Consider the following 17433-nt stretch of genomic DNA (forward strand, 5'->3'; position numbering starts at 1 on the left):
AGATTCAGAAATTTGGAGGCATAGCGGGTCGCATTATATGAGAATGCTCATATTTATTGATAAAATTTGTTCTGTATTGGATAAACTGCTTTAAGTCACAGTTCTTAATAAACTATTAAAGTTCCGGAATATCGAGCAGAATAGTACATTCACATTTTAATCCTGAATTATGTTCGCCTCAGAAACCTGGTCACTTTATGTTACTATTCTTCTTGTTGTTTATGCTTTGATCATCCTCTTCTTTGTAATAAGGGGAAATCTTCGCACAAAGAACATGAATGACTTTGCTGTTGGCAGTGGATTTCCTGCCTGGGCCGTTGGTTTGTCCCTCGCGGCTTCCATGACCAGTGCTGCAACCTTTATTATTAATCCTGGCTTTATAGCACTTTACGGGTTTTCAGGAATTATCTCTTTTGGAATAGTGATGCCTATTGCCATTTTTGCATCTCTCATTTTCTTTACCAAATCCTTTCAAAAGTACGGGTCCACCGTTAAGGCCCTTACCATGGCTCAATGGATAGGAAAACGTTATGATTCTAAAGGGCTGACCATATTTTTTGCTGTTCTGTCCCTTTTACTCATCACTTTTATAGTACTCATCTGTGTAGGCTTAACTCAAATTATTTCGAAATCCCTAAACCTGGAGCCATTTTACGTCTTGCTGGGGCTGGTGACTTTTGTTTTTGGCTATACCATGTTCGGGGGTGCGAATTCTATGGTCTATACCAATACCGTGCAGGCGATCCTCATGTTTATTGTTGCGGTAATCCTGCTGCTATCGGGATCTGAATATTTCTCCAATGGCTTTGATGGGTTTGTAGATCTTTTAAAAAATATAAACCCTCAGCTAACAGAACCCACAAATCCTCAAAGTTTTCTCTTTCGGGATTATTTCGAGATCATTTTTACCCAGATCATTATTGGGATTGCCATTGTTTGCCAGCCACACATCATCACAAAAACCCTTTTTTTGAAAAGTGAAAAGGCAGTGAATCCATATCTCACCGTAGCCATTCTCACCATGAGTGTATTCTTTCTGGTTGTGATCGTTGGCCTGTACGCCCGAATCACCTTTCCCGATCTTAGCTATAATGGAGAAGCATTGGGGATGGATGAACTGGTTTCGGCTTATGTGGTGCGGACCTTCTCTGCCGGAGTGGGAGTAATCATTGTGGCCGGATTAATTTCTGCAGGCCTTTCCACCCTTGAAGCACTTATTCAGTCGCTTTCAAGTACAATTACAACAGACCTGCTTGGGCCGGTGATCAATAAGAGTGAAAAAACGGGCGTAGCCGTGAACAAGGTTGTAATCGTAGCCTTGGCCATAGTGAGCTTTTTTCTTAGTTACGACCAGATCGTCAATCCCAATGTGAGCGTAGCCATTTTCGCGCAGAATGGTGTTTACGCCTATTTTGCAGCAGCATTTGTACCTGTTCTCTTTGGGATCTATTTCAAAAAAGTGAGCAAAAATGCCGTTTTCATCGCAAGTTTTTCGGCTGTAGCTCTGCACTTTATTATTTACTACGGCAGGATCACGCCATACATGCAGGAACCCGTAAATAATCCCGGAGTTTCTGCAGCTATTGCCATAGTTATCTCATTTATAATAGGTAATTCTCTATATTTATTCAGCAGGAAGACAGCATGAACTACTTTGATTGGATAGGAAAATGGGCAGAATACACACCCGATAAGGTCGCTGTAGCAGCTGCTGATGATAGCTTGTCCTATACTTTCAGGGAACTTCATGAAGCCTCTTTAAAGGTGGAAAATTCGCTGCGGAAGGAATTCGGGGTCAAGGAAAAAGACAGGCTGCCGGTACTGGCACAGCATTCCCCGCAATTCCTCATTCTCTTTCTTGCTGCCCAACGCATGGGAGCAATCCTGGTGCCGTTAAATTACCGTTCTTCTGCTTTTGAAATACAATATTACATAGAGGATATTGATCCAAAGCTCCTTTTTGCCGATGTTGAACTCTTTCAAAATAAGCTTGGGGAGATCAAACAAAAAATAGATCTGCCAGTCATTTCGCTCAAAGCCCTTTTTGAGAGTGCAGAAAAATTTAGCTCTAATACCTCGCCATCTAATATTGAGCCGGACAGGCCGGTGTTCATCTTCTATACTTCGGGAACTACGGGCAAACCCAAGGGAGTGCTTTACACTAATCGAATGCTTTTTTGGAACAGCCTTAATACTTCCGTGCAACTTGAAATTACTTCTGGAGATTATACCCTCAATGCCCTGCCACCATATCATACTTCTGGATGGAACGTGCTGTTGCTCCCTATGCTTCACAGGGGCGCACGGGTAGATTTTATGAGCAGGTTTAAGGCAAAGAAGGTGTTGAATTATATTGAGAATAAACAAATAAGCTTGTTTCTTGCCATTCCCACTATGCTGCGAATGATGGTAAAGAACAAGAATTTTCAAAATTTTAAAAATTCCAATCTGCGGTATATGGTCGTAGGCGGAGAAAATCTTTCGATCCCGATCATCGATGCCTGGGCTGAAAAAGGTATAATGCTTCGGCAGGGATACGGTCTTACCGAAGCCGGACCTTGCATAACATCTCTGCATCACCACGATGCCCTGTGGAAAAAGGGTTCCATAGGGAAACCAAATTTTTATGTGGACTATAAGATCGTGAATGAGCAAAATGAAGAGGTAGGGGTAAATGAACCCGGGGAATTTTGCATTCACGGTAATATTGTCACGCCGGGTTACTGGAACAATTCGACTTATACTTATCAAAAGATTCGGGATAGATGGCTGCATACGGGTGATATCGTTCGAATGGATGCCGATGGCTTTATGTACGTTATTGGCAGGAAAAATCAATCCTATATTTCGGGCGGAGTAAATATTTTTCCGCTGGAGATAGAGCAGGTGCTGGTGAAGCGGGAGCTGGTGAAAGAAGCTGCTGTGATTGGAGTGGATGATGAACAATGGGGAGAGGTAGGAGTCGCGTTTGTGGAGAAGAACAGCATAACTTCAGAAGCTGAAATCCTTAAAGAATTAAAGCGTTACCTGGCATCTTATAAGATCCCGAGGGAAATTATATTTCTGGATTCCCTTCCAAAATCGGGAATAGGAAAGATAGACCGGAACAAATTGAAAAATGACTACAACCATTTAAAAAATGAGAAAAGGAATATTGTTTAGTCTGCTATTCATAACAATAGCGTCATCTACAGCACAAGAAAAAATCAACGAACTGGTAAAATACAGTCTTCCCGTGAAGAGCATCAACTTAAATTCCGAGACTATTGCATATGCCGAAGAGGGCAGCGGAGAGAAAACGCTGCTTTTTATTCATGGCCTGTCAAGTACTCTTGATGCCTGGAAAAAGAACATTAATGGGCTTAAAGATGAATACCGGTGCATCGCGGTTGACCTGCCGGGATACGGGAAATCTTCCAGGAACAGTACCAATTACAGCTTAAATGACTACGGCGGAATGCTGCAGGAATTTATTAAAAAGAAGGATCTCAAAAAGGTCATTTTAGTGGGGCATTCTATGGGTGGCCAGATTGCCATGCATACTGTTCTTAATTATCCTGAAGACTTTAAAAAATTAGTATTAATTGCACCGGCTGGTATAGAGACTTTTACCGAGCAGGAAGCAACTTTGATGAAGGCTTCATACACACCGGTAATGGTGGTGAATACAACAAATGAACAGATCCTGGCTAACTATAAACTCAACTTTTTCGAGTTCCCTGAAGATGCCCAACAAATGGTAGATGACAGGATAAGAATAAAATCGGCTCAGGATTTTCCAGCTTATGCAGAGGTAGTAGTGAATAATATTCACGCTATGCTGGACGAACCGGTGATTGACAGGATCAAAGAAATAAATATTCCGGTATTGATGATCTGGGGGGCGAATGACATGCTCATTCCTAATAAGTACCTTCATCCTTCAGAAAGCATTGAAAACCTTATAAAACTTTCCGAAGAAAAATTTTCCGATCTTGAAGTGGAAGTTATTGATAAAGCCGGACATTTCGTAAACTTTGAAAAAGCTGAAGAAGTAAATTCCGAAATCAGGGAATTTTTAAAGAATTAATGAAATCAAAACTTAAAATATTCGCCGATTTTGCTGAAAGCGTGCTGCCCCATGAGGCGGCCTTTCTGCTTAAAGAAAACCGCATTCGGGATGATGAAAAAGAAGATATTTTAAGCAGAGTTTGCCATAATGCTGAAGAGTTCCATGCTTCGGTAGATTTCGACGAAACGGTAGATAAGCGCAAGTACGCATATATCAAGAAATGGATTGCAAAAAAGCTTGAGAAAGCAGATGTAGATGCAAATCTCATCTATTTAAGCCACATTGAGAAACAGGTGCTCACAGATACAATTTCTTCCGAAGAAGAAAAGGAGCTCCTGGAGCGCATTAATGAATATGATCAAACTTCCTTTTACTTTGAAAAATTCTATGAGCTGGTCAAGGAATATCAGGATTATCTGCTGGTGCGTTTTCGATATAAAGATTGCGAGGTAACGCAGGATTTTTTAAAAAGGAACAAACAACATTACGCCAGGGCTATTAAGGTGAAGAATCAGTTGTTTTTGGCTACTAAGGACCTTACCCGGCAGTATACAACTCAGGCGTTAAATACCAAGCACTGGGAAGCGCAACTGCTGGAATATCTTTATGACGATGAGCTTGATGGCCGCAATAAATACCATGCTTTTATAAGACTGGTGTTTCTTTATTTCAATTATAAGGAATATGAAAAAGCGAAAGAAGTGTTCGACTATATGGACGGCTGCTTCCGTAATGGGCTTATGTATTCAAGACGGGTGCTTTTTAATTACTACGGGAACAGGGTGATCCTGCATTCCAATCTCAAAGACCTTGAAAAAGCTGAATATTTTGCGCACCTATCTGTAAAGCAGGAGAACAGTGATAAATTATTTTATTTAAATAATCTTATTGCGATCCTTCTCAAAAAGGAGAAAAACCGCGAGGCATTGGAATTGCTCACAGATAATTATAAATTATTCAAGAGCTCTCATAACCATCACCAGAAGCTTGGGTTTGCGACTCATTACCTGCGGGCTTTGGTGCGTAACAACCGGATCCAGATAGCAGAGAATTTTGCCGTGAATTTTCTGTATGAGAATAAAAAGCACGTGTTCGAACATCGTTGGAACAGATTTTTTTCAAACTACCTGCTTGCCCTCACAATTGCTGAAAAACCCGCGGAAGCCTTAAAAGTGATGGAGAAATATGATCTTTTGGAAAAAGAGGCAGAAGCATCGGGAAGGGAAGATTACTTTCCAAAAATTCAATTTTATTATGGCCTTGCACTTTATCTCAACGGAAATATTTCTGAAGATAAGTTGTTTGAGCGTCTTAGCGGCTCTCTTCCCGCAGCTTCCCAAATGACCGAAGAAGGCGTGGATGCTCTGCTTGCCTTTTTGGACCGGCTATCCTTTGCCCTGCCAAATTTCTTTTCTGCTTTAAAGTCGCACTTTCATAAAAGCCTTCTCGTTTCTTGAAATTTTCACAATAATCAACCTTTTTTGAGACAGGGAATAGATGGGTCACACTTCAGAAATCTTTTGTTTGTCTCCAGTTGGTGTTAACTCTTGTTAATTTGGTCTTAATTATTTAAAAACCATCTTTTTATGAAGATCAAATTTTTCACCATCATGGGCTTGCTGTTCGGGGTACTATCGTATGCTCAAACAGGAAGTATTAGCGGGAACATTGTTGATGCTACAACGGGAGAACCTCTCCTGGGCGCCAATGTTGTGGTACGTGGCACCAATACAGGGGCAACGACCAACGAGGACGGATATTTTATTCTGAAGGACCTTGAGCCGGAACAATATACGCTGGACATCTTTTTTATGGGTTACGAAAGTATGACCCGCAAGATTGACCTTCAACAAGGGCAGGAGGTCACATTAGATCTAATGCTGAACAAATCCAGCGATCTATTGAGCGAAGTGGTTGTTTCTGCAAACAGGAGACCACAAAAAATCACCCGGGCGCCTGCCACGGTGAACGTAATTTCTTCTGAACAGATCGAGAACTTTCCCGGTCCCAATGCGGGCGAACTTGCTGCCCGCCAAAAGGGAGTTGACTTTGTGAGAACGGGAGTGCAGGGCACCGGGATCAATATCCGCGGTTTCAATTCTGCTTTTAACTCCAAGAACCTGCAGGTGGAGGATGGAAGGATCTCCAATCTTGTAGCTACTGGTCTACCCTTTGGTTCCTTTACAACCATCACAAAAGAAGATATTGAGCGCGTAGAGATCATTTTAGGTCCTAACGCCGCACTTTACGGGCCTAATGCTCATAATGGTTTGGTGAACACTTTGACCAAAGATCCAAGAACTTCTGAAGGGCTGGACCTGATTGCAGGTGCAGGGAACCAGGAGCAATTGACCTTTAGGGGACGCTTTGCAATGGAAGTTAAAGATAATGTGGGGGTCAAACTTTGGGGAGAGCATACCCGGGGAACCGAGTTTGACTACGTAGATTCAGTTTATGTTGGACAAACAGCATATCCCGAACTCGAACTTGACCCCGATTTCCATACTACCAAATATGGCGCCGCGGTCTATTACGGTTTAAATGAAACCAATGATCTTATCGCCTCCTATGGGCACAGTGATAACTCCAATTTAGGGGTGACCAACGCCGGTAGAAATCAGATAAAGGATTGGAATATAGATTACGCCCAGCTGCGGTATCTTTCTCCTCATTTTTATGCCAACGTTTACCACACCTGGAGTAAGACCGAAGATACTTATGCAATAAATCAACGTACGCAGAATTATATTTCTTTCATAAACAACGGATTTTCGGAAGCTGAAGCACTGGAAAGATCATTTACAGAACAATGGTTCCCCGTGCCGGCTTTACCCGATGGAGGTTTATCTCTGCCAAGAGGTGCAGTATTTGCCGACGATTCCAGGAGATGGAATGGGGAAGCACAATATAACAACGAGATCGGCGCACTTACATATGTTGCCGGAATTCAATATCAGCAGGACCGTGCCGATTCCAAGGGGACTTATTTGCTGGACATGGATGGGCCCATTGTAATTGACCAGACGGGATATTATGGACAACTGGAATACACTTTTGAAGAGGCCGGACTCGACCTGCTTTTTGTGGGGAGGTATGACGATCACGAATTGTATGGGGGGAACTTTATACCAAAGGCAGCTATTGTCAAGAACTTCGATTTTGGTAGTTTCAGGCTTACTTATGGAAAAGGAATTGCTGCTCCTTCTATTCTCAACCTTAGCGGAAATCTCTTTGGTGGTCTGGTACTTGGGAACGGGGAAGGTTTTACTTTGGAAGATGGAACAGAGATCCCGGCCCTTGACGTAGAAACTATTCGTTCAATTGAGGCAGGATACAAGGGAAAACTTTTTTCAGACAGGCTTTTTATGGAGGCTAATGCCTATTACAACATGTCTGAAGACTTCCTGAGTCCTTTAATTAATATTTCGGCTACTTCGCCAGTGGATACGAGAGGCAGTACTCCTATAGAGGAATTGATCCCGGGATCTGACGGATCTTTTGTCCTTACCTATCTCAATTTTGGAGATGTGGATACCTATGGAGCCGATCTTGGACTTAATTATTTTTTTAATGACCAGAACAGGTTCTCCTTTAACTACTCCTATTTTGATTATTCGCTTGATGAAGACGATCCTGCCAATGATGCCAACAGAGATGGAGTGGTACTAAAAACAGATCTTCCCATTAATACACCAAAGCACAAATTTGGATTGGGCTACTACTACACCGGCAGCAAATTCTTTGGTTCCCTTTATGGAAGATATGTAGAGGAGTACGATTTCTTTTCGGGTATCAATGTAGCTGCCGAGACTCAGCGGGACCTTCTTGTTGGAGGGGATCCTGTAGTAGAAAACGCACGTGTGGGAAGAACATGGAATTACGGGCCACTGGGAGGTTTTTTCAATGTAGATCTTACCCTGGGCTATAATTTTTCTGAAAACTGGATCCTGGGTGCTTCTGTGACCAATATTTTTGATTCTGAAGTAAGGCAGTTTGTGGCCTCTCCTGCAATAGGAAGATTATATATGGTAGAGCTGAAATATCACCTGCCCATAGGAAATAACTAGACCCGCAGGATCACATGATTCAAAAAACTGAATTATCCAACGGGATAGGACTGGAGTACCTAGACCGCGGGGAAGGAGAAGTCATTCTTCTGCTCCACGGCCTGGGATCCACAAAAGCCGACTGGGATTTGCAGGTGGAGGAGTTTTCGAAGGAATTTCGGATAATTGCTCCCGATCTAAGGGGGCATGGAAACTCCTCCAAACCTGCAGAAAGATCTGAGTACGGTGTAGAGAAGTGCGCAGAAGATATGAAGTTGCTTCTGAAGGAACTGGGGATAGAAAAATGCACTATAGTGGGATTTTCTATGGGAGGAGCGATAGCTTTTGAAATGGCAGTGGATTTCCCCAAGCTTGTTTCAAAAATGGTCATTGTCAATACCGCTCCCGATTTTAATGATCTGGGAGAAATGGGGGAAGAGATGGTCCGGGAAAGGACAAAGTCTCTTAAAACTTCAGGGATGGAACCTTTGGCGAGACAAATTTCCGAAGGTATGTTCCCGGGAGAGGACCAAAAGGAACTTAGAAATGCCTTTTTTGAGAGGGCACGAAAAAATCCTGTAGATGCCTATTATAATTCCTTCATCACTTTAATGAAATGGGGAATAGGAGATAAGATCAAAGAGATAAATATTCCGGTGCTGGTCATTGCGTCAGATCTTGATTATACGCCGGTGAGCCTTAAAGAATCCTACGCAGGGAAAATGCCCGATGCAGAAGTTGTGGTGATCAAAAATTCCAGGCATGGAGTTACCATGGACCAACCGGAGCAATTCAATAAGGCCCTGCTAAAATTTTTCAGAAGATGAACAGAGTAGCTTTAATTACCGGAAGCACCAGTGGAATAGGGAAAGCCATTGCAACGGCCTTTGCGGCTGCGGGCTATAATGTCATGTTTCACGGTCTCGAAAAAGATGGATCACAGATAGCCGAAACGATTGGGAAAGAAAAGGGAGTGAAAACGGCTTTTTCGAATGCCAATCTTAAGGAGCCACAATCGATTTTGGACCTGGTGGAGGACACAGTCAATACTTTTGGAAAAATAGATGTTTTGATCAACAATGCGGGGATACAATTTGTTTCAAAGGTGGAAGAATTTCCGCTTGAGAAATGGAATGACATCATTGCTATTAATATGACTTCTGCATTTGTAGCCTCAAAAGCAGCCTGGTCTGTGATGAAAAAGAATGGCTTTGGCAGGATCATCAATATCTCATCGGTACATGGATTAAGAGCTTCAGAATATAAAGCGGCTTACGTCTCTGCCAAGCACGGGGTCATTGGATTGACAAAGGTGCTTGGCCTGGAAGGCGCAGGGCATAATATCACCTGTAATGCCATCTGTCCGGGATATGTAAAAACTCCCTTGGTGGAAGATCAAATTAAAGATCAGGCGAAAGCGCATAATCTTTCCGAAGATGAGGTGGTTAAAAAGGTGATGCTTAAAAAACAGGCGGTAAAAGAATTTATACCCGAACAAAAAATTGCAGAACTGGCTCTTCTGTTAGCCAAAGAAGACGCTTCTGCTCTTACTGCCGGCTCCTATGTGCTGGATGGAGGCTGGACCGCGCAGTAATTTTTTCTTTTATGGTTAAAAAAGCAGGGCCGGTCCCTGCTTTTTTCTGTCTAAGTAGTGTCTATGGAGCTATCAGTTAAACATTTAGCAATGTGAATTTTTTGGCAGGACTTTAGCAGTACCTTTGCAGCTTAAAATTTTTACATGCGCTGGATCATTTTTGTCATCATATATGTAGTTCTGGATATTTACGCTTATCAGGCTTTTAAAACCGTTACCCGCCATTCCTGGATCTATTTGATTTACCTCGCCCTTTCCCTGGGAGTATTAGCTTATTTGCTATACCAGTTCAATGTGCCCGAAAAACAGGGATTGACAGGAGCGCGCAGTTATGCGATTGGGTTCTTTCTGGCTTTTTTCGCACCTAAACTTATCTTTTTCGTGCTTTTATTTGGTGAGGACATGGTTAGGCTTGTGGTGAGCGGATTTCAAAAGATAGCGCATACAGATCAGGAATATGCTTTGCCTTCACGGCGCAAGTTCATTAGCCAGATTGCGCTGGGAATTGCAGCTATTCCTTTTGCTTCCCTGCTCTACGGAATGTATCAGGGACGGTATAACTACAAAGTATTAAAGTATGTGCTTCATTTTGAAGATCTGCCCGATGCTTTTGACGGCTATAAGATCACCCAGATAAGTGATATTCACTCCGGAAGTTTTGATAATCCTGAAAAGATCAAATATGGGATCGACCTTATAAATGAGCAGCAAAGTGATGCCATCATGTTTACCGGTGACCTGGTGAACAATACAGCTTCCGAAATGGATGACTGGAAGGAGGTTTTTGGCACCCTGTCTGCAAAAGACGGTGTATTCTCTGTACTGGGAAATCATGATTACGGGGATTACGTCAACTGGGAATCTGCAGCGGCAAAAAAGGCGAATTTGGATGCTCTTAAAGGAGTTCACGGGGAAATGGGCTGGAATCTCCTTTTGGATGATCACAAAAAAATTGTTCGTGGCGATGATTCCATTGCCATAGTAGGCGTGGAGAATTGGGGAGCAGGTTTTAAACAGGTTGGAGATCTTGATAGAGCCGCTTCAGGGCTTACAGAAAAGGAATTCAAGATCCTTCTTTCTCATGATCCTTCTCACTGGCAGGAAAAGGTGAAAAAAGATGAGAAGAAATTCCATATCACCCTAAGCGGACATACTCACGGAATGCAGTTTGGGATCGAGATCCCGGGCTGGTTCAAATGGAGCCCCGTACAGTACAGGTATGAACACTGGGCAGGAATTTATGAAGAGGCAGGACGTTTTCTCAATGTCAACCGCGGCTTCGGATTCTTAGCTTATCCCGGCAGGGTTGGCATCTGGCCAGAAGTATCGGTCATTGAACTTCGAAAAGGACCCAAACCCATATAAATCAAACTTTTGATTATATTTGATTAAGGCTGCAGGAGTTTAACTTCTATTGTGGCCCGGAATCAATTTCAGGATTATGTCAAAATTTGGGGAATTAATTGACCTGCAAGTGCCGGTCCTGCTGGAATTCTATACGGACTGGCATGAAGCTTCCGCAGCCATGCATCCGGTTTTAAAGGACGTCGCCGCTGCATTAGGCGATAAGGCCCGGATCATAAAGATAGATGTCGATAAAAATTCTGAACTGGCAGAAGCCCTGCGTGTAAAAGGCCTGCCTACCCTCATGATCTACAAGGAAGGGGAGATGAAATGGCGGCAAAGCGGGGAACAGGATGCCAACACTTTGATTGGGCTAATTCAGGAGTATATTTAATGCTTTGATGAACAAGTTCGATACCCGAACAGGCAATTTTGCTGAAGATTTAATAATTACAATAACAATAGAGGGGCGATAAAGCCAACCCTTACTTCATTTTTGTTATAATCGGACAGAGCCAGATTTTCTACGGCATAATCTGAATAATCGTAATACCGGCCGATATATGCTAGGTAAAACCGGAGATCAATATTTTTAAACGGACTGTAGTAAAGGGTAGGGATATATCCATAGCTCGTTCTCATGTGGTCATGGCTGCTCGTGACGTCCCCGTAAGCGCTACTGGTCATTAGGGTCAACAAACCCTGGAATTTTGGACTAAAACGGTATTCTGCTCTCAACCAGTTTTCGAGATAAGTAACATCTTCAGCAATCTGATCATTATTCAGAATACCTGTCATGATCCCCTTCGTATCTACCTGTTCATAGCTGTAATGAAGGTCATACATTAGGGTGAGGTTTCGGTTTTGGTATTTATGGCCTAAAGTAAAAAAAGAGGTCCCTCTGTTTTTAACTTCATTGGAATAACTAATGCTGTAAATGGTTTGGAATTTTCCGTCAAAAAAGTTTCCCCGCCAATTTCCAACCACGGCTACCGGCCATACCGGTTCCTGAATATTTTCAGCAACAATATCACCGTAAAGGTCATCATAATGCATGGTGCGCGAATTTAGCACCTGCAAACCGAAAGTGTGATTCTCAAAAGCCTGATAAGAAATTCCTGCCCCCGTCACATACGCCAGAGCATTGTTGTAAATATCATTGTACTCCAAAACATTTAAGGCGCTAAACTCATATTCATAACCACCATAAAAGGCACTCATTTTACCCAGGAAAACATTGAGGATGGGACTGGCTTTGACGTTGATGTATGCCAATTCAATATTGTTGCCCAATTGATCCAGGGTTTGAACATTACTGTCTCTATTAAAGCGGTTTCTAAAATGAAAATTCACCTTTTCGTGGAGTTTTCCCGAAATTCCGAGAGCGGTATGTCCATTTTGAAACTGTATCCCGTCGTAATCATTGTCACCGCCTCTAAAAGTATATGCCCGAAACTCCATACGCATATCAAAGGTCATATTTATATTTTTTAGGAGCTCTACCTTTTCTATAGGAATGATAGGTTTAGTAATACTGTCGTTTTGCTGTGAAAATCCCATTATAGGAATTAATAACAGCCCACATACCAAAAATGATTTTATCATTATTAAAGAGATCTTATAATTCATTTAAAAATGAATTGATGGTGGAAAATATTGCCAATTGATAATTTTATAAGTAAGAAATAGTTTCTAATGTGTGTGGTAGCTCTATAAATTTACTAAAATTTTGACGATAATCTGTTTAGGGTAATTTTCCCAATTCAAAATTCAAACAATTGTATACAATAGAGAAAAATGAACACGACTTACCGATTTTTAATCCCGGGCCAATGGCTAAGGTCTGGGCCAAAGGCAAAAAAAAAGCCCGGAATAATATTCCGGGCCATTTTAATAAACACAATTGAAGTTTATTTAAGCATTTCATATAGTTTTTTAGCAACCAGGTGCGATGAGGCAGGGTTTTGTCCGGTAATTAAATTACCATCCTGTACTGCATATTCTTTCCAGTCGCCTTCTTTAGAATAGATACCGCCGTTTTCTTTCAGCATATCTTCTACAAGAAAAGGAACAATCTCTGTTAATTGAACAGCTGCTTCTTCAGAATTGGTGAAGCCGGTTACCTTTTTACCTTTTACTAAAGGTTCTCCTGCTTCATTCTTTACATTCTTAAGCGCTGCGGGAGCATGACAAACAAATCCAATAGGTTTTTCCTGCTGGTTAAAAGACTGGATAAGCTCAATTGAGGTTTCGTCATTTGCAAGATCCCAAAGTGGACCATGTCCTCCCGGATAAAAAACGGCGTCAAAATCCTCGGCATTGATCGTTTCCAATTTTATTGTGTTATTGATCACATTCTGTGCTTCCGCATCATTGTAAAATCGCTCAGTGTCGCTGGTTTGAGCCGAAGGACTTGTACTGCTCGGGTCAATTGGCGCTTTTCCTCCCTGTGGAGTTGCTACTGTAATTTCAACACCTTTGTCCAGTAAGGTATAATATGGATTGGCAAATTCTTCCACCCAAAAACCTGTTTTTTTTCCTGTGTCTCCCAGTTCATCATGGGAAGTCAATACAAATAATACCTTCATTTTCCTGTCAACTTTTTGTTACTACTATTTTTAATTTCTGCTTGTGGCATTTGTGCCGTGGCTGTTAAACCAAAGCTAAGTGCCAGTACTAATAAATTAATCTTCTTCATTATATTCTATTTTCAATAACTCATTTTTACAATCTTCTCTACATCTTCGGGCTTAAGGTTCTGGTGTTCTCCCAGGCCTAACCAACCTCGATCTGTAAATCTTTTTGAGATCTCTTCGGCTGTACCGTGATAATCTTTAGTATAATCAGAAAGTCTGGTTTTTATTCCAAGTTCCTGAAAGAAAGTCTCGGTCCTGTCAATTGCCGCAGAAGCTTTATGGTCCAGGGAACCTTCGGTTATGTTCCAAACCCTTTCAGCATATTGTGCCAATTTTTCCTTTTTGGTTTCAAAATTGAACTTGTAATGGCTCGGTGCTATTACAGCAAGAGTACGTGCATGGTCGATCCCGTGAAGCGCGGTAAGTTCATGCCCCATGGCATGTACAGCCCAATCTGTTGGCACTCCTTTTTGAATAAGTCCGTTTAGAGCCATGGTACAACTCCACATAAAATTGGAAGCTGCAGTATAATCTTTAGGGTTATTCAATACTTTAGGGGCCACCTCAATCAGCGTCTGTAATATGCTTTCAGCGAATCTGTCCTGTAGACTTGCTCCACTGGGGTACGTCATGTATTGTTCCAGTACATGAGTGAAGGCATCAGTGATTCCGTTGACCAATTGGCGTGAAGGAATAGAATGAATTACTGTAGGATCAAGAACGGAGAAAGCGGGGAATAATCCAGGACCTCCCATACCCAGCTTTTCTTTGGTCTCAGCGCGTGTAATTACCGCGCCGGAGTTCATTTCTGAACCTGTAGCCGGCAGGGTGAGTACTGTTCCAAAAGGCATCCCTTTTTGTGTGGGGATCTTTTGGCTAAGTATTTCCCACGGAAAATCTCCCTCATATAGAGCTGCAGATGATAAAAATTTAGTTCCGTCAATTACAGAACCTCCACCTACAGCTAGCAGGAAAGTTATGTTCTCCTCCTTTATTACCTTTAAGGCGTTTATCAATACTGAATATTCAGGGTTAGCAGGAATTCCTCCAAATTCCAGTACTTCAAATCCTTCAAGTGCCGTTTTTACCTGCTCATAAATACCATTCTTCTTGATACTTCCTCCGCCATAAAGCATGAGAATTTTAGCATTTTCAGGTACTTCTTCTTTTAGTTTATCTATTTGTCCCTTCCCAAAGATGATTTTGGTTGGATTCTTAAAATCAAAATTTTTCATAAATCTCTTTTACTAATAATTAATCAATTACTGTTACCAGGTCTTCTTTGCTTTTGCGCACTTTTACAAGTCCGGCAAGCCAGTCATTTTCGGTATCCCTGTATCCTAGAGGCAGCATCAAACAACTTCTCAGGTTCTTTTCCTTCAGGTTTAGAATTTCATCTAATGCAATTGGATCGAAGCCTTCCATTGGAGTACTGTCAACTTCTTCAAAAGCTGCTGCGGTAATGGCGTGAGAAAAGGAAATATAGGCTTGCTTGGCAGCATGGTGAAAATTTTCTTCAGCATCGCGATGGGGATAGAAGCCAAGTAATTTTTGACGGTAATTTTCCCAACCTTCGTTTTTAAATCCTCGCACCGTATTGGTATGGTCAAACATCTTGTTGATGCGCGCTTCGGTATAATTATCCCAGGCAGCGAAAACCAGTAGGTGTGAACAGTCTGTCACTACAGATTGATCCCAGGCGATAGCTCGTATTTGCTTTTTGATCTCGGGATTGGTGATCACGAGGATCTCAAAAGGTTGTAAACCGCTAGAAGTTGGAGCAAGGGATGCCGCTTCTATAATTGTATTTATTTTTTCCTGTGCTACTTTTTCACCATTCATGGCTTTTGCCGCGTAACGCCAGTTGAGTTTATCTAATAATTCCATATCTAATTAATTATTAATGAATATTCATTCTTTTTTAGGCCGGAAGTTTTTCCCGGATCTTACATTTAATATATTATGCTTTAATGCTGTTCCAGGCCGATTGGTAGGCTTTGTTTACAGCTTCCTGGCCAACCGTGCAAAGTCCCCGGTTTTCCATGTTTACCAGAAAAGAAATGGGATAGATGGTAAAAGCGTATAGAAGATAAGGAGAAATCGGTTTAATGATCCCTTCCTTTTTTCCCCTTTCCCAAAGCTCCAATAAAGGTTCCAGATGTTTCAATCCTTCCTGCCTGCTTTCCTCATCGATCATGGGAGTATTGTCACACTGGGAAAGGAACAAGGCCTGATCTACCTCTTTCAATTTATAGAAGGCAATATTCTTCCAGATCTTTTCAAAGCCCGCTTCCACTGTCATACTTTTATCATAATCTTTAAAAGCGTAACTGCTGAAGGCTGCCTTTACTTCTATATATACCTGGTTCACCAAATCCTGTTTATTTTTGAAATACAGATAAATAGTGGCAGGAGAAACATTTGCCATTTTGGCAATTTTAGACATAGGAGTAGCATGAAAACCACTATTGTTTACTAAACTAATAGTTGCTTTTACTAAAGCATCTCTCTTCATCTGACTTTTTGAAATTGCTTTCATAATTTTCAATCCTGGGCAAAGATACAAAAAAAGAATGAACGTTCATTTTTTAATTTATTCTTTTGTTTTTCTCTTCGTTATATTAATTTTTACTTGTAAGACTACCACCATAGTGGTTAAAGTAATCGCGGTTATAATAGTCAGGAATTTTAATTCCGGAAGTATATCCCACATATCTCCTCCGTAAAATGCCACTTTTCGGAAACCACTCAAATAGTGGGTCACCGGAATGGATTGGGAGAACGCATTAATAGACTTTGGGATTGCAAGACTTGGCCAGGTGAATCCACTTAAAACGAAAGCAGGGGTGGAGATCACCATTAAAAGTTCTGTAGCCTTCAGCTGATTCGGGATCAATATCGAGAACAACATCCCGATCCCCATCGAAGCAAACGTAAGAAGTGTAGTAAGTATTAGCATGGGGAAATTGAAGATATCGGCTTCTACATTGAAGAAGACGAAGAACTGACTTACTATGAACCACATCACCGGTAGCATGAGTAGAAACGGAGTTGCCTTTAGACCTATATGGTAAACCGACCACTTTTTGACTTTTACCAGCTCTTTAAAATATCCATCCTCAAAATCCCTTGCGAAAACCAGCGCCATGGCCAGGAAGATGACCTGTTGCATAATAGCGCCTAAAAGTCCGGGTAACATGAAACTTAGATAATTTCCAGTGGAGTTGTAAAGCTTATTAAAATTGGTCTTGAAGCTCTCATATGACTCCATGGCCTGGGATTGAGGCATTCCCTGTTTCTGTAATCCCTCAATTTCAATCCCGGCATTTATGGTCATCAAAACCTGCTGAATGTTCTTACTTGCGATATTGGCATTTAGAATATTTGCCATGTTGAGGTCCACCCTCACTTCGGGATGCTTCTTTTGAAGTATGTCGGCTTCGAAACCCGATGGCAGAGTAATAACGGCAGCATACTGTTCCCCTGGCATTTCTTCGGCAATGGTGCCCGGGGTGTACCTGAGATCCTTCAGCAGTAGCGCTTCATTTATTTCAAACGCATCAATAATTTGATCTGATAAAGGGCTTACGTCCTGATCAACAATAACTATAGGAAGATTTACAACTTTTGCCTGTTGATATACAAATCCAAATAAGATCCCGTACAAAATAGGAGCTCCAAAAAAGATAGCAGAAAGCACATTATTGGAAAATATGCGCCTGAATTCTATCTTGAGTAATTTCAAAAATTCTTTCATCCCTG

15 protein-coding genes are annotated in these 17433 nt (G+C 41.6%); 9 read left to right on the top strand and 6 right to left on the bottom strand.

The window, feature by feature from the left end:
- Positions 1-169 precede the first annotated feature (169 nt).
- From LA313_RS07955 to LA313_RS07995, 9 genes are all read left to right on the top strand, one after another.
- Positions 170-1648 carry a sodium/pantothenate symporter gene (locus LA313_RS07955; RefSeq protein ID WP_228914148.1) on the top strand — a complete coding sequence of 493 codons (1479 nt, stop codon included), beginning with the start codon at positions 170-172 and terminating at the stop codon, positions 1646-1648.
- Positions 1645-3162 (top strand): class I adenylate-forming enzyme family protein, encoded by a 1518-nt coding sequence (locus LA313_RS07960; RefSeq protein WP_228914149.1) that lies wholly within the window; start codon positions 1645-1647, stop codon positions 3160-3162. The genes LA313_RS07955 and LA313_RS07960 overlap by 4 nt, the downstream gene beginning before the upstream one ends.
- Positions 3140-4069, top strand: coding sequence for an alpha/beta fold hydrolase (locus tag LA313_RS07965; RefSeq protein WP_228914150.1), 930 nt, complete (start codon positions 3140-3142; stop codon positions 4067-4069). Before LA313_RS07960 ends, LA313_RS07965 begins: the two co-directional genes overlap by 23 nt.
- A complete protein-coding gene (locus LA313_RS07970; protein ID WP_228914151.1) occupies positions 4069-5508 on the top strand; it encodes a hypothetical protein in 1440 nt (479 codons plus the stop codon). The genes LA313_RS07965 and LA313_RS07970 overlap by 1 nt, the downstream gene beginning before the upstream one ends.
- Before the next feature lie 129 nt (positions 5509-5637).
- Positions 5638-8118 carry a TonB-dependent receptor gene (locus tag LA313_RS07975; protein WP_228914152.1) on the top strand — a complete coding sequence of 827 codons (2481 nt, stop codon included), beginning with the start codon at positions 5638-5640 and terminating at the stop codon, positions 8116-8118.
- A 14-nt stretch (positions 8119-8132) separates the two neighbouring features.
- Positions 8133-8924 (top strand): alpha/beta fold hydrolase, encoded by a 792-nt coding sequence (locus LA313_RS07980; RefSeq protein ID WP_228914153.1) that lies wholly within the window; start codon positions 8133-8135, stop codon positions 8922-8924.
- Entirely contained in the window at positions 8921-9691 is a 771-nt protein-coding gene (locus LA313_RS07985) for a 3-hydroxybutyrate dehydrogenase (RefSeq protein ID WP_228914154.1), read from the top strand. The genes LA313_RS07980 and LA313_RS07985 overlap by 4 nt, the downstream gene beginning before the upstream one ends.
- Before the next feature lie 144 nt (positions 9692-9835).
- On the top strand, positions 9836-11056 hold the full coding sequence (locus LA313_RS07990) for a metallophosphoesterase (RefSeq protein WP_228914155.1): 1221 nt from the start codon (positions 9836-9838) through the stop codon (positions 11054-11056).
- A 76-nt stretch (positions 11057-11132) separates the two neighbouring features.
- Positions 11133-11429, top strand: coding sequence for a thioredoxin family protein (locus tag LA313_RS07995; protein ID WP_228914156.1), 297 nt, complete (start codon positions 11133-11135; stop codon positions 11427-11429).
- A 56-nt stretch (positions 11430-11485) separates the two neighbouring features.
- Here LA313_RS07995 and LA313_RS08000 read toward each other — a convergent pair whose 3' ends face one another.
- The 6 genes from LA313_RS08000 to LA313_RS08025 form a co-directional block, all read right to left on the bottom strand.
- Entirely contained in the window at positions 11486-12595 is a 1110-nt protein-coding gene (locus LA313_RS08000) for a porin (protein WP_228914157.1), read from the bottom strand.
- 350 nt (positions 12596-12945) lie between these two features.
- Entirely contained in the window at positions 12946-13623 is a 678-nt protein-coding gene (locus LA313_RS08005; protein WP_228914158.1) for a type 1 glutamine amidotransferase domain-containing protein, read from the bottom strand.
- Between the two features lie 122 nt (positions 13624-13745).
- Positions 13746-14906 (bottom strand): iron-containing alcohol dehydrogenase, encoded by a 1161-nt coding sequence (locus tag LA313_RS08010; protein ID WP_228914159.1) that lies wholly within the window; start codon positions 14904-14906, stop codon positions 13746-13748.
- A gap of 19 nt (positions 14907-14925) precedes the next feature.
- A complete protein-coding gene (locus LA313_RS08015; RefSeq protein WP_228914160.1) occupies positions 14926-15558 on the bottom strand; it encodes a nitroreductase family protein in 633 nt (210 codons plus the stop codon).
- A gap of 73 nt (positions 15559-15631) precedes the next feature.
- Entirely contained in the window at positions 15632-16210 is a 579-nt protein-coding gene (locus LA313_RS08020; protein WP_228914161.1) for a TetR/AcrR family transcriptional regulator, read from the bottom strand.
- A 54-nt stretch (positions 16211-16264) separates the two neighbouring features.
- The gene (locus LA313_RS08025) at positions 16265-17428 is read right to left on the bottom strand and encodes an ABC transporter permease (protein ID WP_228914162.1); all 1164 of its coding nucleotides are present in this window, start codon (positions 17426-17428) and stop codon (positions 16265-16267) included.
- Between the last annotated feature and the right edge of the window lie 5 nt (positions 17429-17433).

Source organism: Salinimicrobium sediminilitoris, from assembly GCF_020866905.1.
Lineage (GTDB): Bacteria > Bacteroidota > Bacteroidia > Flavobacteriales > Flavobacteriaceae > Salinimicrobium > Salinimicrobium sediminilitoris.

What these genes read in the sequence shown, in the direction of transcription:
- LA313_RS07955 (WP_228914148.1), top strand. Translation starts at nt 170, where the DNA reads ATGTTCGCCTCAGAAACCTGGTCACTTTATGTTACTATTCTTCTTGTT.
- LA313_RS07960 (WP_228914149.1), top strand. Translation starts at nt 1,645, where the DNA reads ATGAACTACTTTGATTGGATAGGAAAATGGGCAGAATACACACCCGAT.
- LA313_RS07965 (WP_228914150.1), top strand. Translation starts at nt 3,140, where the DNA reads ATGAGAAAAGGAATATTGTTTAGTCTGCTATTCATAACAATAGCGTCA.
- LA313_RS07970 (WP_228914151.1), top strand. Translation starts at nt 4,069, where the DNA reads ATGAAATCAAAACTTAAAATATTCGCCGATTTTGCTGAAAGCGTGCTG.
- LA313_RS07975 (WP_228914152.1), top strand. Translation starts at nt 5,638, where the DNA reads ATGAAGATCAAATTTTTCACCATCATGGGCTTGCTGTTCGGGGTACTA.
- LA313_RS07980 (WP_228914153.1), top strand. Translation starts at nt 8,133, where the DNA reads ATGATTCAAAAAACTGAATTATCCAACGGGATAGGACTGGAGTACCTA.
- LA313_RS07985 (WP_228914154.1), top strand. Translation starts at nt 8,921, where the DNA reads ATGAACAGAGTAGCTTTAATTACCGGAAGCACCAGTGGAATAGGGAAA.
- LA313_RS07990 (WP_228914155.1), top strand. Translation starts at nt 9,836, where the DNA reads ATGCGCTGGATCATTTTTGTCATCATATATGTAGTTCTGGATATTTAC.
- LA313_RS07995 (WP_228914156.1), top strand. Translation starts at nt 11,133, where the DNA reads ATGTCAAAATTTGGGGAATTAATTGACCTGCAAGTGCCGGTCCTGCTG.
- LA313_RS08000 (WP_228914157.1), bottom strand. Translation starts at nt 12,595, where the DNA reads ATGGGATTTTCACAGCAAAACGACAGTATTACTAAACCTATCATTCCT.
- LA313_RS08005 (WP_228914158.1), bottom strand. Translation starts at nt 13,623, where the DNA reads ATGAAGGTATTATTTGTATTGACTTCCCATGATGAACTGGGAGACACA.
- LA313_RS08010 (WP_228914159.1), bottom strand. Translation starts at nt 14,906, where the DNA reads ATGAAAAATTTTGATTTTAAGAATCCAACCAAAATCATCTTTGGGAAG.
- LA313_RS08015 (WP_228914160.1), bottom strand. Translation starts at nt 15,558, where the DNA reads ATGGAATTATTAGATAAACTCAACTGGCGTTACGCGGCAAAAGCCATG.
- LA313_RS08020 (WP_228914161.1), bottom strand. Translation starts at nt 16,210, where the DNA reads ATGAAAGCAATTTCAAAAAGTCAGATGAAGAGAGATGCTTTAGTAAAA.
- LA313_RS08025 (WP_228914162.1), bottom strand. Translation starts at nt 17,428, where the DNA reads ATGAAAGAATTTTTGAAATTACTCAAGATAGAATTCAGGCGCATATTT.